Origin of the sequence: Streptomyces sp. FXJ1.172 (assembly GCF_001636945.3) — a bacterium.
Taxonomy (GTDB): domain Bacteria; phylum Actinomycetota; class Actinomycetes; order Streptomycetales; family Streptomycetaceae; genus Streptomyces.
The window spans coordinates 8,022,673-8,038,117 of the sequence record NZ_CP119133.2 but is presented as its reverse complement, the minus strand read 5'-3'; the positions used below and the strand labels follow the sequence as shown (position 1 = coordinate 8,038,117).

Below are 15,445 nucleotides of genomic sequence, written 5' to 3'. Positions count from 1 at the left end.
CTGTCCCCGTTCATGCGCTCTCCAACCCTCGAATGAATTGTCAACCACAGGAGAAATTGCATGAACCAGATGCCGAATGGCCATCACCCCCGTGATGCCTGAACTCTACTGCTGTACTGGGAAGTTGTCAGCCGTAAACCGACGGCAGTCCCTGTCGGCGGGATCGGAGAAGCCGCTTCCTGCCCGCCTGTACTGCGGCGATCGCAGGAGGTTGGCAACTTCTTTTGAACATGCTTACCCCCGCATGAAGAGCGGCGGAAACCGGATGCAAACGGCGCGCCGCAGTGCCGCAGAGTAACCGAGGTGACTAATGTCGTTCCATCCGTCCGCACCCGTCGTCCACGAAGCCCGGGCCGGTTCACGCATCGCCGCTGTCGCCGACTTCCGGCCGGAACGAATAGTGAGCAACACGGAATTGGGGAATCCGCTCGGCGTGTCCGCCGAATGGATCGAGCGGCGCGTCGGCATCCGGGAGCGGCGCTTCGCGGGGCCCGGCGACTCGGTGCCGGGCATGGGCGCCCACGCGGCCGCGAAGGCCCTGTCGACGGCGGGGCTGGGCCCGGCCGACGTCGATCTGGTCATCCTCGCGACCTGTTCCATGCCGTCCCCGATGCCGAACGGCGCGGCGTCCGTCGCCGCCCTGCTCGGCATCCCCACGGTCGCGGCCTTCGACGTCAACGCCGCCTGCGCCGGGTTCTGTTACGCACTGGGCATCGCCGACGGACTGGTCCGCTCCGGCACGAGCCGCTGCGCGCTGGTCGTCGGGGCCGAGCGGATGACGGACTGGGTGGATCCCACGGACGTGGACACCGCCACGATCTTCGCGGACGGAGCGGGCGCGGCGGTCGTCGTGCCCGCCGAACGCACGGGAATCCACCCGGTGGTGTGGGGCGGTGACGGGGAGAAGGCCTCCCTGGTCGCCATTCCCGACCGGCACAGCAGCGTGACGATGAGCGGGCAGGCGGTCTATCGCTGGGTCACCACCGAACTCACCGAGGTTGCCCGAGCGGCCTGTGCGCACGCCGGTGTGGCTCCCGGGGACCTCAAGGGGTTCGTCACGCACCAGGCCAATCTGCGGATGATCGAGCATCTCGCGCGCACTCTCGGCGCGACCGGCGCCGCGATCGCCCGCGACATCGTGGAGACGGGGAACACCTCGGCGGCCTCCGTCCCGCTCGCCCTGACCCGTCTCATCGACCTCGGCCGGCTGCGTTCCGGCGACCCCGTCCTGCTGATGGGCTTCGGGGCCGGACTCAGTTACGCGGCGCAGGTGGTGACCTGCCCCTGACGGACCGGCCGTCCGGGCGCTCGCCGGTCAGGGCAGCGTCCAGAACCGCACCGTGACGAGGTAGACGAGGGCGGCCCAGAAGGCCATCAGCACCGCGACCGTACCGAGGCCACGGAGGTTGGTCCTTGCCGCCGGTTCGTCCGGCGACGGCCGCAGCCACCGCCCGAGCAGTGGGTTCACGTAGTAGGGCATGGTGAGGAAGCTCATGATGAAGCTCGACAGCAGGTTGCCCACGAGCAGACCGATCCAGAGCGGCATGTGCAGCGGGGACAGGGCGAGTGTCAGCAGCACGACGGTCGGGTACAGGCCGACCCAGACGGCGAGGGAGGTCCTGGTCTCGGAGGGTGGCGGCGGTGCCTCCTTGCCGTCGCCCTCGAAGGCGAACCAGCTGCCGAACGAGTTGTCGATCGTGTGCAGTCGGAAGTCGCTGAACTTCTCGCCCTCGGCCAGGATCTCCTGCCGTTCGGGCGACGTCAGCCAGGCGTCGAGGTGCTCGGCGCTGTCGTAGCGGTACAGCGTGGTCCACTCCTCCTGGAGCCCCTCGATGGGACGGAAGAGTTCGGTCCCGCGAAACCCGTCGAACTTGCTCTCCTCCTCGACCATGCGGTGCTGCCAGGCGAGGAAGTCGTCGACCTGGTTCGCCGGGACGCGGTGGGTGACCACCACGGTGACCAGCGGATCCAGTGACTGGGTGCCGCTGCTGACCACCTGCTGGGTCGCCGGGCCGTCGAAGTACTTGGCGCCGGCGTCCAGATACGTCTGCCTGGTCGCGCTGTTGATCCACACCTGCAGGTGCGCCACCGAGTCGAACCGGTACACGACGACCCAGTCGGGCTGCAGCGGTGTCGGCGCAGAGATCTCGGCGCCGAGGAAGCCGGGGTAGTAGGCGGCCGCTGCGTTGACGTCCTCCTGCCACGCCTCGAACTCGCGCTCCGTCCCGGGCAGGACCTTCTGGCCGATGATCGCCGTCGCCGCGGCGGCTACGTTCTTCCGGGTGTTCATGGTGGCTCACCCTGTCGACACCGACTGCTCCGCGGGGAGTCGGCCGTAAATGCGTTCCGGAGTCAGCGGCAGCGCACGGTAGCGGACGCCCGTGGCGTCATGGACCGCGTTCGCGAGCGCGGGGGCCACCGGGTTGATGCAGCACTCCGCCATCCCCTTCGCCCGCATGGGCCCCACCGAGTCCGCCGAGCCCACCAGGAGGACCTCGGTACGGGGGATGTCGGCGTAGGTGGGGATGCGGTAGTTGCGGAGGTTCGGGTTGACCATGACGCCGTTGTCGTCGACGTGGTGGTTCTCGGTCAGCGCGAAGCCGATGCCCTGGGCGACACCGCCCTCGATCTGCCCCCGGACCTGCGCCGGGTTGATGACCACCCCGACGTCCGCCGCCTGCACGCTGTACAGGATGCGTGTCTCACCCGTCACACGGTGCACGGCGACCCGGAACCCGTGTGTGTTGGAGGTGACGCTCCGGGGCGAGCCGTATGCCCTGCGTGCGGCGGTGAACCGGATGCCACGCGCCCGGGCCAGCGCGACCAGTTCGGCCAGCGGCACCCGCCGGTCCCCGCAGACGACACCGTCGTCGTCCATCGTGCACATCACGACATGGATGCCCGTGTGCGCCGCGGCGAAGTGCAGGATGCGGTCGCGCACGGCGCCCGCCGCCCGCAGGACCGCGTTGCCCGCCACGAACAGGCCCGCGCTCGCGAAGGCGCCGGTGTCGAATCCCGTGCGGTCGGTGTCGGACTGCACCAGTCGGATCCGCGAGGGCGTCGTGCCCAGTTGGTCGGCCGCGATCTGGACATGGGCCGTGGAGGTTCCCTCGCCGAACTCGGGGGTTCCGACGGCCAGTTCGTAGATGAGATCGTCGCCCAGCGTGACCCAGGCCTCGGAGAGGTGTTCCGTCGGCGGCGCGGTCTCGTGCAGGGAACTGGCCACGCCGGCTCCGACGAGCCACTCGGGGCCGGGCGGCGGCCGGTCTGCCGTACGGGCCAGGGCGTCGCCCACCAGGTCGATGCACTTGGCGAGTCCGTCCTCGGTGAAGACCACGTCGTCGGGGCCGTCGTGCAGGGCGACCAGGGGCTCACCCGGCCGCACGATGTTGCGCCGGCGCAGTTCCAGCGGGTCGAGGTGAAGGGCGCGGGCCAGTTCGTCCATCGCCGACTCCACGGCGAACGCCGGCTGCGTCATCCCGTAACCGCGCAGCGCCCCGCTCGGCACGGTGTTCGTGTAGACGGAGTACGCGTCGTACTTCTTGTTGGGGCAGCGGTAGATCATGACGGCGCCTCCGCCCGCGTACAGCGTTTCCCCGCCGTGGTTGCCGTAGGCGCCCGTGTTGGACACGTTGCGTACCTGGAAGGCGGTGAGCGTTCCGTCGGCCTTCGCGCCGAGCTTGACCGTCAGGGTCATCGGATGCCGCGGCGAGGCCGTGGTGAACTCCTCCTCACGGGTGTACTCGAGACAGGTGGGCCTTCCGGTGTCCAGGGTGGCGAGCGCGACCAGGTCCTCCGAGAGCACCTCCTGCTTGCCGCCGAACGCGCCGCCGACGCGCTTGCAGAACACCCTCACCTGGTCCGGGCGCAGCGCGAACAGGTACTCCAGTTTGACCTTCGCGATCGACGCCGACTGCGAACTGGTACGCACGTTCAGCCGGCCGTCCTCCATCCAGGCGATGGAACCGTGAGTCTCCAGATGGGCGTGCTGCACCCGCGGTGAGAAGTACGTGCCTTCGTGGATCACGTCGGCCGCGGCGAATCCCGCGTCGACGTCGCCGATGTGCGAGTGGAGTTCGAGCAGGATGTTGTGGACGGGGTCGCGGACGAACGGATCGTGCGAGCCGTGCAGTTGGGGTGCGCCGTCGGCCATCGCCTCCTCGGGGTCGAAGACCGCGGGCAGCGCGTCGTACTCGACGACGAGTCGCCGGCAGCCCTCCTCCGCGGCCCCGACGGTGTCGGCCAGGACCGCGGCGACGCGCTGCCCGGCGAAACGGACCGTGTCGTCGAGGATGAAGGTGTCGTCCGGGTCGACCAGGTGGTCGGTGTGGATCGCCGTGGTGAAGCGTCTGCGGGGTACGTCTTCCCAGGTGTAGACCCGGTGCACGCCGGGCACCGCGAGTGCGGCGCTCTTGTCGATCGAGACGATCCGGGCGTGCGCGTGGGGTGAGTGGAGCACCTTGAGGTGCAGCATGCCGTCGATGTGCGTGTCCATGGTGAACTCGGCGTGACCCGTCACCACGTCGTGGCCCGCGGGCGCGCCGACGCTCGTCCCCACAGCCTTGCCCGGTGCTGCCGTCTCCACCGCACCGACGCCCTTCACGGCGTCCTCTATCGCCCGGTAACCGGTGCAGCGGCAGAGGTTGCCCTTCAACGCCCTGGGCAGGTCCGCCTTCTGGTCCTCGGTGAAGGTCGCCGACGTCATGATCATCCCCGCGGTGCAGAAACCGCACTGGAACCCCGGGGCGTCCTCGAACTGCCGCTGCATGGGATGCAGGGCGCCGGGCCGTCCGAGGCCCTCGATCGTGGTCACCTCACGGCCGTCCGCGCGGAACGCGGGGGTGATGCAGCTGTGCACCGGTACGCCGTCCAGCCACACCGTGCAGGCGCCGCAGTCGCCCGCGTCGCACCCCTTCTTGACGCCGAAGTGGCCGAGTTCGCGCAGGAAGGTGCGCAGGCACTGGCCCGGGGCCGGCTCCCGGTGGAATTCCTTGCCGTTCACGATGTAGTTCATGCCAGGTCCCCAGCGGTGAGTTCGCGGCGGATCTCTTCGGCGAAGTGCCGTGTCAGATGCCGGCGGTGGTCGGGGGTCCCGTTGGGATCGGCGAACCAGACATCGACAGGGACGGCGTCGATGCTCTGCCGCAGGGTTCGGGCCTCGGGCAGGGAGTCGAAGGCGAAACGGACCGGCCGTGTGGTGCCGGCGGTGACGGTGAGCAGCAGGTCACTCGCTCCTGGCCGTTGCGTGCCGACGAGGAACACCGTCGAACGGCCGAGCCGGGTCAGCGTGAAGCGGCGGTGCGCGGTGCGCTTGCGCAGCGCGTGCTCCGGAACGGTGACGCGCCGGAGGATCTCTCCGGGGGCGAGAACGTTGCGGTGGTCGCCCGTGACGAAGTCGAGGGCGTCGACGAAGCGCACCGAGCCGTCGGGCGCCCACAGTTCGTACCGCGCCTCGAGCGCGACCGTCAAGGTGATCATCGGGCCGGCGGGCAAGGACATGCAGATGTTCCCGCCGACGGTCGCCGCGTTCCAGACCTTGAACGAGGACAGGAACGCCTCGCAGCTCTTCCGGAAGAGGATTCCGGCGGTCCAGCCCACCGGCCACTGGAAGGCGTACAGGTCGCGGATGGTGCAGGTGGCGCTGATCTCCAGGCCCTCGTCCGTCGTGACAAGAGGCTCCCAACGCAATGCCGTCAGGTCGATCAGCCGTCGCAGTTCGGGCTGCTCCGTGGAATAGAGCCATGTTCCGCCTGCGAGCCAGGCGTCGCCCTCGTGCCAGTCCACGCCTGGCCGCTCGGACGGTCGCCGGATTACTTCGGTGATGGTGTTGAGGTCCATGAGCACCGACCTACGGGAGAACGGACCTACGGACGACAGCTGTCCCGCAGTACAGACAGCTTTTTTCACAGCGTATCGCAGCAAATCGACCAGGCCCGTGGCCCGGAGCAGCTGAACGTGTCCAGCTGAACCCGCACAGTCACAGCGGCGGCCGGGCAGCTGGCATGGTGGCCGGACGCATAACCAACCCTCGAACTATGTTGCCCCGCCATATGTGCCCCTGACGTGGACCTTCCTACCGTGTGCCGACACCCACCCGTCCCCACCGCACACGAGGAAGTGGCGCACATGGCCTCCGGAACCACCGCTCCCCCACCCCCCGCCAGCCTCCCCCGAATCGTCGCCGCGAGCCTCATCGGCACCACCATCGAGTGGTACGACTTCTTCCTCTACGGTTCCGCCGCCGCGCTGGTGTTCAACAAGGTGTTCTTCCCGGACTCCGACCCGCTCGTCGGGACGCTGCTGTCGTTCCTGACGTATGCCGTGGGGTTCGCGGCGCGCCCGCTCGGGGCGCTCGTGTTCGGGCACTACGGGGACCGGCTCGGACGGAAGAAGCTGCTCGTGCTGAGCCTGGTGATGATGGGCGGGGCGACGTTCGCCATCGGGCTGCTGCCCACCCACGCGACCGTCGGGAGTGCCGCACCCGTGCTGCTCACCACCCTGCGGCTCGTCCAGGGCTTCGCGCTCGGCGGCGAGTGGGGCGGGGCCGTCCTGCTGGTGTCGGAGCACGGGGACGCGCGCCGGCGCGGTTTCTGGGCCTCGTGGCCGCAGACCGGTGCGCCGGCGGGGCAGTTGCTCGCCACCGGTGTGCTGTCGCTGCTCACCGGCGTGCTCTCGGACGACGCCTTCGGACGCTGGGGCTGGCGGATTCCGTTCCTGCTCTCCGGGCTGCTCGTGCTCATCGGGCTGTGGATCCGGCTCTCCGTCGATGAATCGCCCGTGTTCAAGGAGGCGTTGGAGCGGTCCGAGTCCCGGCGGACGGCGGAGCCGGGGCGCCTTCCGCTCGTCTCCGTTCTGCGGGACCACTGGCGGGACGTGCTCGTGGCGATGGGGGCGCGGATGGCGGAGAACATCGGCTACTACGTCATCACCGCCTTCGTCCTCGTCTACGCCACCGACTCGGCCGGTGTCTCGAAGCAGAGCGCGCTCAACGCCGTACTCATCGGCTCCGCCGTGCACTTCGCCGTCATCCCGGCCTGGGGCGCCCTGTCCGACCGGGTCGGGCGGCGGCCCGTGTACCTGCTCGGCGCGGCCGGAGTCGGCCTGTGGATGTTCCCGTTCTTCGCGCTCGTGGACACCGGGTCCTTCGGGTACCTGGTCCTGGCCGTGACCGTCGGGCTCGTGCTGCACGGAGCGATGTACGCACCCCAGGCCGCCTTCTTCGCGGAGATGTTCGCCACCCGGATGCGGTACTCGGGCGCGTCCATCGGCGCCCAGTTCGCCTCCGTGGCGGCCGGCGCGCCCGCTCCGCTCATCGCCACCGCGCTGCTCGAGGACTACGGCAGCTCCACCCCGATCGCCCTGTACGTGATCGCCGCGGCCGTACTGACGCTCGTGGCGGTGAGCGTGGCACGGGAGACCCGGCACCGGGACCTGGCCCGCATCGAGGCCGGGGACGGCGAGCGGGCCGATGCGCGTGCGGCCGCCGGGGCGCGGACCGTCTGACCCGTCTCACTCCGGCCGCCACGGCCCCCGTACGGTACGCACGTACGGGGGTCAGCGTCTGCCCGGGGCCGCCAACCGGTGCAGCCGCAGGGCCAGTTGGATCTCCAGGGCGCGGCCGGGGGTCTGCCAGTCCGCGCCGAGCAGCCGGCCCACCCGCTCCAGCCGCTGGGCCACCGTGTTGACGTGGACGTGGAGCGTGTCCTTGGTGCGGGCTGGGCTCATCCCGCAGGCGAAATAGGCCTCCAGGGTCTGCAGCAGTTCCGTGCCGCGCCGCTCGTCGTACGCCACGACCGGGCCGACGGTCCGCTCGACGAAGCCGACGATGTCCCGTTCGCCCGCGAGGAGCAGGCCGAGGAAGCCGAAGTCCTCGGCCGCCGCGCCGTCCCCGGCCCGGCCGAGCAGGTGCAGCGCGTCCAGGCAGCGCCGGCCCTCGGCGTAGGCGGCGGTGACGGCCTCGGGGTGTGCGGCGAGGTCACGGACGGGGGCGGAGGCGCCCACCGTGACCGGTTGCCGGACGGCGGTGCCCAGATGGCGGGCGGTGCGGCGGGCCAGCTCCGTGGCGCTGTCCCCGGCGCCGAGCGGCAGCAGCAGGACGGTGCCGCCGTCGCGTGCGGCGGCCAGGCCCTGCCGGGTGGCGGCGAGGTGGGAGGCGGCCGACCACAGACGGCGGCGGGCCGCGGCCTCCTCGTCGGCGTCGGCCGCCGGGCCGTCCAGGCGTGCGGCGAGGACGACATGGGTCGCGTCGAGGTCGGCGCGCAGCCGGTCGGCGCGTTCGCGCAGCAGGCGCGGGTCCCGGTCGCGGGCGTCGAGCAGGTCGTCGAGCAGCTCGCCCCGCACGCGATGTTCGGCCTCGGCGGCGGAGCGGCGGGCGAGCAGGAGCAGCGAGGTGACCATGGCCGCCCGCTCCAGTGTGCGCTGGTCCACGGGGTCCAGGCCGGGGTGTCCGCGCAGGACCAGTGCGCCGAGCAGTTCACCGCCGGCGGCCACCGGGGCGATCCAGTCCGTGCCGTGCGGTACGGCATGCCCCTCGGCCCGGGTCGCCTCGAGCGCCTCGGCCGGTGCCGCGTCGGCCTCGGTGAACTCGACTGTGCCGTCGAGGACTTCGGAGACGGCGGCGGCCACGTCGTGCACCCCGCCGCCGCGCAGGACGAGTTCGGCGAGCCGGTCGTGCACGTCGGAGGCGCGCTCGATGACGGCGCTGCGGTCCCGGATGATCTCGTTGGCCCGCTCCAGCCCGGCCAGCGCGGCACGGGTCTCGGTGAGCAGGTTGGCGGTGTCGATCGCGGCGGCGGCGAGCGCGGCGAAGGAACCGAGCAGGGCGATCTGCGCGCGTTCGAAGACGCGTGCCCGGCGGTCGGCGGCGAAGAGGACCCCGATGACGTGCGGACCGAGCATCAGGGGCACGCCGAGGATGGCGACCAGCCCTTCGTCGCGGACACCGGCGTCGATGGTGAGGGTGTGCTGGAAGCGGGCGTCCTGGAAGTAGTCGTCGGTGACATACGGCCGCGTGGTCTGCGCGACCAGCCCGCCGAGCCCCTCCCCCAGGCCGAGCCGCAGCTGCTGGAAGCGGGCGGAGACCGAGCCCTCCGTCACCCGCATGTAGGTGTCGCCGCGCGCCGGGTCGTGCAGGGTGAGGTAGGCGACGTCCGTGCCGAGCAGGGAGCGGGCGCGCTGCACGATGGCCTGCAGGACGGCGTCCAGATCGCGCAGGCCCGCGAGGTCGTGTGCGGTCTCGAAGAGCGCGGACAGCTCCGCCTCGCGGCGCCGGCGTCCCTCCAGCTCGGCCCGGACGCGCAGGGCGAGCAGTCTGGTCTGTTCCAGCTCGGCGATCCGGTCGGCCGTGCGGCCCGCGGCCCGGGCGAGCAGCACCGGCTGCTCATAGGCCTCCACGGAGGCGTCGCGGGCCAGCAGCTCGAGGTACGGGGCCTCGGGGCTGCGGCCGGGTGCCGGCTGAACGTGATCGCGAGACATGGTCACAGGATTCCGCATCGACGGCCCGGCCGGTCGGGCCTGTGGACAACTCCGGGGCCCTCGGGCCGCCCGGCTCCCGGGCCTCCCGGCTTCCCGGCTCCCGGGCCTCCCGGCGCTCCGTCAGTGCGCCGTCCACCCGCCGTCGAGGACGAGTGAGGTGCCGGTGACGAAGGACGCCTGGGGGCTGCACAGGTAGGCCACGGCCTCGGCGACCTCGTCCGGTTCGATGAGCCGCTGGACTGCGCTGTCCTTCAGCAGCACCTCGGACAGCACGCGCTCCTCGGGGATGCCGTGCGCCTGTGCCTGGTCGGCGATCTGCTTCTCGACCAACGGGGTGCGCACATAGGCCGGGTTCACACAGTTCGAGGTCACACCGTGGGCGGCGCCTTCCAGAGCGGCCGTCTTGGACAGGCCCTCGAGACCGTGTTTGGCGGCCACATAGGCCGACTTGAAAGCGGAGGCGCGCAGACCATGGACGGAGGACACATTGACGATCCGGCCCCAGCCCTGCGCGTACATGTGCGGCAGGGCACCGCGGATGAGCCGGAACGGCGCCTCCAGCATCACGGTCAGCACGGTGTGGAAGACCTCGGGCGGGAACTCCTCGATGGGGCGCACCAGTTGCAGACCCGCGTTGTTGACCAGCACGTCCGTCCCGGCGGCGGCCTGCTCGGCGGAGGCGAGGTCGGTGAGGTCCACGACGTGCGGTACGACGGTCCCGGAGAGGTCGCCGGCCCGCTCCGCCTGCGCGGCCAGTTCGGCCAGGCCGGCGGCGTCACGGTCGACGGCCCGCACCTCGGCCCCGGCGGCGGCGAGCCGCAGCGCGCAGGCGCGGCCGATGCCGCCGGCGGCACCGGTGACGAGGGCGGTGCGGCCGCCGAGGTCGAGAGCGAGGGGCTGGGCGCGAAGGCCGGGTTGGAGGCTGGACGCGGTCATGTGCCGACCCTAAGCGGAACACACCCGTCACCACATGTGGTGTGCACCCACACTTCAGTCGATGGTCATAGGGTCAAACCATGTGGGTGCCTCGGACATGGCCTGCTTGATCCGCAGGAGGCCGAACTCGTTCAGGTCGGGCAGCGCGTCCACGGCGAACCAGCCCACCTCCAGCGACTCGTCGTCGTTGACCCGCGCCTCGCCGCCCACGGCGCGGCAGCGGATGGTGATGTCCATGTACTGGCAGGTGTCGCCGTTGGGGTACGTGACCGGCTCCAGGGCCTGGACCAGGACGACCCGCTCGGCGACACAGTGCACCGCCGTCTCCTCGAAGACCTCCCGCACCGCGCACGCCGCCGGCTGCTCACCCGGATCCGGGATACCGCCGATCACCGACCACTCGTGGTTGTCGGCCCGCCGGCCCAGCAGCACTCTGCCGTCGTCGTCGAAGACGATCGCCGTGATCCCGGGAAGCCAGAGCAACTGCTGTCCCGCAGAGGCCCGCAGCGTACGGATGAAGTCAGGGGTAGCCATGACCCGACCCTAACGGGCCGGGCCAGGGCTCTTCTGCCGATTCAGGAGCCGTACGCCGGTCGTACGGCTACGCGCCGCCGGCGCGCCGGGCCCGCAGCCCGGACCCGATGGCCCAGCCGATGCCGCCCGCGGCGATCAGCACCAGGGCGATCTCCGGGAGGATGCCCAGCCGGGTCGCGGGGGTCTCGGAGGTGCGCAGCGGCACCTTCTGCACGAGGTAGGCGGGCACGAACATGCCGGTCTTCTGGGTGATCCTGCCGTCCGGCATGATGATCGCACTGACGCCGCTGGTGACCGGCACGGTCACGGTGCGGCTGTGCTCGACGGCACGGATCCGGGACATGGCGAGCTGCTGGTAGGTCATCTCGCTGCGGTCGAAGGTGGCGTTGTTGCTGGGTACGGAGATCATCTCCGCGCCGTGCGTGACCGTGTCCCGTACGGCCCAGTCGAAGGCGGCCTCGTAGCAGGTGGCCAGGCCCACCTTGGCACCGTCGAGGTCGAACACGCCGGGCTTGCTGCCCCGGCTGAAGTCCTGGCGGACCATGCCGGTCCAGTTCTTGTTGACCGCGCCGACGAGCCCGCGCAGCGGGAGGTACTCGCCGAACGGCTGGATCTGCCGCTTGTCGTACGTCTGCGTCGGTCCCTTCACCGGGTCCCACAGGATCTGCTCGTTGAGCAGCTTCCCGTCGCGCTCCACGACTCCGCCGACCGAGACGGGCACCCCGACCGCCTTGGCGGCCTCCTCGATTACGACGGCCGCGTCGGGGTTGGCGAAGGGGTCGATGTCGGAGGAGTTCTCCGGCCACAGCACGAAGTCGGGCCTCGCGACCTTGCCCGCCTTGACGTCGGCAGCGAGCTTGAGGGTCTCGCGCACGTGGTGATCGAGCACGGCCCGCCGCTGGGCGCTGAACTCGAGCCCGGAGCGCGGCACATTGCCCTGGATGACGGCGACGGTCCGGGTGCCGGCCTCCGCCTTGTCGCTCACGAGCGGCCGGGCGGCGACCGCGCCCGCCACCGGGACGGCCACGCTCAGCAGTGCGGCGGCCGCGGCCGCGCGCCGCACGTCCCGGCTCCGGCGCTGCTCGGCGACCAGCCGGCCGGCCTCGTACAGGCCGAAGCCGCACAGGACGACCGCGAAGCCCAGCACCGGAGTGCCGCCCACCGCGGCGAGCGGCAGGAAGACGCCGTCCGCCTGACCGAACGCGATCTTGCCCCAGGGAAAGCCCCGGAAGGGCACACGCGCGCGTACGGCCTCGCCCACGATCCACAGGGCGGCGGCCCACAGCGGCCAGGCGGGCAGTTTGGAGACCGCGGCGATGCCGACACCTACCAGGGCGATGAATATCGCCTCGATCGCGACCAGGGCCAGCCAGGGACCGGGCCCGACCTCCACGCCGGTCCACACCAGCAGCGGCAGCAGGAAGCCGAGCCCGAAAAGATAACCGAGGCCGAGGGCCGCCTTCCAGCTCCGGCCGCGCAGCACCCAGCCGAAGCCGGCGAAGGCGGGCAGCGCCAGCCACCACAGGGTGCGCGGCGGGAAGCTGACGTAGAGCAGCACTCCGCAGAGCGCGGAGGCGAGGGCCGGGACCAGGCGCAGCAGCCGGGCGCCACGCGGGCCGAAGGCGGACGGCTGGAGCTGGTCCGGCTGGTCCACGGAAGTTGCGGTGACGGTCACCCGGGTGAGTGTACGGCGGCTGACCTGGCCACCGACAGCACGGTCCGCGGGCCGGCCGCAGCCCTCCGTTCCGCCGCCGGCCGCCGTCCGGGGGGGCCGTCGAACGACCGGAATCGTCCGCCCGGGGAGCACCGGCCAGCCGCGCCGGCGCGCTCCCGCACCACGACGTTCCACCGCATCTCGTACCCAAAGCGGTCATCAGCCGCTACGGTGTGCCCAGCCTCGGCAGTGCGGCCGGACTCGGCGCCGTGCCCTGCCGTGGCCTGACAGGGGCGTTCGGGGACGAGGGGCGGCGGGTGGGCTCGACAGAGATGAGGCCTGCGGCCGGTACGGACGCGGGAGACATCAGAGGAAACGTTTCTGACGGCGCGGGCATGATCCTGCTCGGCGCCTGCGCGGGATGGGCGCTGCTCACCGCCGCGGCCCACGACGGACGGCCCGAGGGCGTGCTGCTCGCGGTGCTCGCCGTGGCCGCCGGGCACGCCGTCGGCCGGGTCTCCGGCGCCCTGCTGCCGGTGGCCGCGCCCTGCACCGGTGCGCTGGCCGCCCTCGCGCTGGCGGCGGCGCGGCCCGACCTGTCCGCCGGTGGCCTCTGGTACGCCACCCCGCTGGGGCAGACCGGTGGCACGGCCGCTCTGCTGGCGCTGGCCACGGGAGCCGCCTGCTGTGCCGCCTGGGCCGCGCCCGCGCCGGCGCTGCGGATCGGGCTGTGGGCGCTGGCCGCCGGGACCGTACCGACCGGGGCCGTCCTGGGTTCGGCGGCCGGGTGCGCGGCGAGTGCGGCCGTGCTGCTGTGTGCGCTGGCCGCGGGCTCGCCGGTGCGCCGGGGGGTGTCCCTGCTGGGTCTGGCCGCGGCGGCGGCCCTGGTGGCGGGCACGGCGTGGGCGCTCGCCGCGGATGCCCTGCCCGGTGGGCTCGCGGGCGTGCTCGAGGCCCGGCTCACCCCGCACCGGGTGGAGCTGTGGCAGGACGCCCTGCGGATGGCCGACCGGAACCGGGGCCTCGGAGTCGGCCCTGACCGGTTCGGCGAGCTGAGTCCGGCGGTGTCGCAGACGGCGCCCGCCGACGGCAAGCCGCACTCGGCCCCGCTTCAGGTGGCGGCTGAGCAGGGACTGGTCGGGGTGGCGCTGATCGCGGCCGCGTTCTGCTGGGTGCTGCACGCACTGTGGCGCACGCCCCGCTCGACGCCGGTCGCCCTCACCGCCGGTGCCGCCCTGACGACGCTGGCCGCGCTGGCCACGGTGAGCAACGCGCTGAGCTTCACGTCGGTGACGGCGGGCGCCGGACTGCTCGCCGGATGGGCGACGGCGCGGCCCTGGGCGCGCGAGGGGGAACCCCGGCTCTGAGCGGTGCCGTGCCCCGTGCGTCCTTCACCGGCGCCGGGCCTCAGGCGGCCGGACCCGGTGTGATGGTCCGCAGCCGGGCCCGGATGACCCGTACCGCCGTTTCCGCGTTGTCCACCGTGATCGTGAAGGTGTGGCCGTCCCACAGGCGCAGCACGATGCCCTCGCCCCGGCGTACGACGACCGCGGTGCCCTTCTCGGGCCGCCACCGGTAGCCCCAGCCGCCCCAGTGCCGGGGCGTGACCAGGGCGGTGAAGTCGGCGCCGGCCACGTGGGAGAGCGGGATGCGGCGGCGCGGCAGCCCCATGTGGCCGCAGCGCACCTCGAGGCACTCCTTGTCGAGCCGGAGATCGACGTGCACGAAGGCGAGCGTGCCGAACAGGACCAGCAGACCGGCCGCGATGCAGCCCACGACGGACATCACCAGCGGCGCGATGCCGGAGGTCCATGCCGATTCCACGGCCAGTTCGATGCCGAGTGCCATGCAGGCCGCGCCGGCCAGGGCCAGCAGCCACTGGCAGCGGTTGGTGGCCCGCCCGGTCCAGACGTCGGGGTGCGTGGCGTCGTCGGCGTGGGGGTGGTCCCTCATATTTATGAGGTTACTCAGGTTTCGCTGCGCGGGCAGGGCGTGGCGGAGCGTGACCGGCCCGGGTGGGGGCACGTCGGCCCCGGCTGTGCCGACCGGTCAGCGCACGGGGCTGACGGCCCGCAGGAAGCGGCCTTCCGTGTAGGACAAGGCGGTGCCCGGGAGCGGCCCCTCGTGACCGCTGAGCAGCACCGTGAGGGTGGTGTCGGCGACGGCGTCCGGGTCCGGCCGCGCGCCGATGCGGCGCAGTGCCTGGGCGGCCACCGCCCCGGCGGAGCCGTGCAGCACGAGCGGCGGCCGCTCAGGACGCTGGACGGCCGCGCGGATCCGCTCGCCGACCAGCTCGTAGTTGGTGCAGCCGAGGACGACGGTCGTCACGTCCTCGGGGGTGCGGGCGGCGGCCGAGGCGATCGCGGCCTCGATCGCGGCCTCGTCGGCATGGTGCACCGCGTCCGCGAGGCCGGGGCAGGCCACCTCGGTGACGGTCGCTCCGGCGGCGAACTGCTCGATCAGACCGCGCTGGTAGGCGCTTCCGGTGGTCGCGGGGGTGGCCCAGATGGCGACGTGGCCGCCGCCCGCTGCGGCCGGCTTGATCGCCGGAACGGTCCCGATGATCGGCAGATCCGGTTCGAAACGGGCCCGCATCTGCGGCAGGGAGTGCACGGACGCGGTGTTGCAGGCGACGATCAGGACGTCGGGCCCGTGGGCGGCGGCGGCCTCGGCCACGGCGATGGCCCGCTGCGTGATGTCCTCGGGGGTGCGCGGCCCCCAGGGCATCCCGTCCGGGTCCCAGGAGAGCACGAGATCCGCGTCGGGGCGCAGCCGCCGTACCGCGGCGGCTGCGGGGAGCAGGCCGATTCCGGAGTCCATGAGCGCGATCTTCACCCGGCCACGATA

Annotated in this window: 12 protein-coding genes; 3 read left to right on the top strand and 9 right to left on the bottom strand. The window is 72.0% G+C overall.

Going from position 1 to position 15,445, the window contains the following annotated elements; translation table 11 throughout:
* Positions 1–310: 310 nt before the first annotated feature.
* Entirely contained in the window at positions 311–1,288 is a 978-nt protein-coding gene (locus tag A6P39_RS36345; protein WP_067051983.1) for a beta-ketoacyl-ACP synthase III, read from the top strand.
* 27 nt (positions 1,289–1,315) lie between these two features.
* Here the strand turns inward: A6P39_RS36345 and A6P39_RS36340 are convergent, their stop codons facing one another.
* The 3 genes from A6P39_RS36340 to A6P39_RS36330 are packed head-to-tail and all read right to left on the bottom strand — an operon-like array spanning position 1,316 to position 5,838.
* Positions 1,316–2,290: an antibiotic biosynthesis monooxygenase gene (locus A6P39_RS36340; protein WP_067051985.1), complete on the bottom strand. Its 975-nt coding sequence runs from the start codon at positions 2,288–2,290 to the stop codon at positions 1,316–1,318.
* A gap of 6 nt (positions 2,291–2,296) precedes the next feature.
* Complete coding sequence (locus A6P39_RS36335) at positions 2,297–5,014, bottom strand: molybdopterin-dependent oxidoreductase (protein WP_067051987.1); 2,718 nt, start codon at positions 5,012–5,014, stop codon at positions 2,297–2,299.
* Positions 5,011–5,838 carry an FAD binding domain-containing protein gene (locus tag A6P39_RS36330; protein ID WP_067051989.1) on the bottom strand — a complete coding sequence of 276 codons (828 nt, stop codon included), beginning with the start codon at positions 5,836–5,838 and terminating at the stop codon, positions 5,011–5,013. The genes A6P39_RS36335 and A6P39_RS36330 overlap by 4 nt, the downstream gene beginning before the upstream one ends.
* A 288-nt stretch (positions 5,839–6,126) precedes the next feature.
* On the opposite strand from A6P39_RS36330, the gene A6P39_RS36325 reads away from it, so the two are divergent.
* Positions 6,127–7,503, top strand: a complete 1,377-nt coding sequence (locus A6P39_RS36325) for an MFS transporter (RefSeq protein ID WP_067051991.1) — start codon at positions 6,127–6,129, stop codon at positions 7,501–7,503.
* 51 nt (positions 7,504–7,554) lie between these two features.
* On the opposite strand, the gene A6P39_RS36320 is transcribed toward A6P39_RS36325, so the two are convergent.
* From A6P39_RS36320 to lnt, 4 genes are all read right to left on the bottom strand, one after another.
* On the bottom strand, positions 7,555–9,474 hold the full coding sequence (locus A6P39_RS36320; protein ID WP_067051994.1) for a helix-turn-helix domain-containing protein: 1,920 nt from the start codon (positions 9,472–9,474) through the stop codon (positions 7,555–7,557).
* 120 nt (positions 9,475–9,594) lie between these two features.
* A complete protein-coding gene (locus tag A6P39_RS36315; protein WP_067051996.1) occupies positions 9,595–10,410 on the bottom strand; it encodes a 3-hydroxybutyrate dehydrogenase in 816 nt (271 codons plus the stop codon).
* 54 nt (positions 10,411–10,464) lie between these two features.
* Entirely contained in the window at positions 10,465–10,944 is a 480-nt protein-coding gene (locus A6P39_RS36310; protein WP_067051997.1) for an NUDIX hydrolase, read from the bottom strand.
* Between the two features lie 67 nt (positions 10,945–11,011).
* Positions 11,012–12,619 carry an apolipoprotein N-acyltransferase gene (gene lnt, locus A6P39_RS36305; protein ID WP_067051999.1) on the bottom strand — a complete coding sequence of 536 codons (1,608 nt, stop codon included), beginning with the start codon at positions 12,617–12,619 and terminating at the stop codon, positions 11,012–11,014.
* Positions 12,620–12,993: 374 nt separating this feature from the next.
* On the opposite strand from lnt, the gene A6P39_RS36300 reads away from it, so the two are divergent.
* On the top strand, positions 12,994–13,965 hold the full coding sequence (locus A6P39_RS36300) for an O-antigen ligase family protein (RefSeq protein WP_067052002.1): 972 nt from the start codon (positions 12,994–12,996) through the stop codon (positions 13,963–13,965).
* 40 nt (positions 13,966–14,005) lie between these two features.
* Here A6P39_RS36300 and A6P39_RS36295 read toward each other — a convergent pair whose 3' ends face one another.
* Complete coding sequence (locus A6P39_RS36295; protein WP_067052004.1) at positions 14,006–14,551, bottom strand: hypothetical protein; 546 nt, start codon at positions 14,549–14,551, stop codon at positions 14,006–14,008.
* A 96-nt stretch (positions 14,552–14,647) separates the two neighbouring features.
* Entirely contained in the window at positions 14,648–15,433 is a 786-nt protein-coding gene (locus A6P39_RS36290; protein ID WP_067052006.1) for a glutamate racemase, read from the bottom strand.
* Positions 15,434–15,445 lie beyond the last annotated feature (12 nt).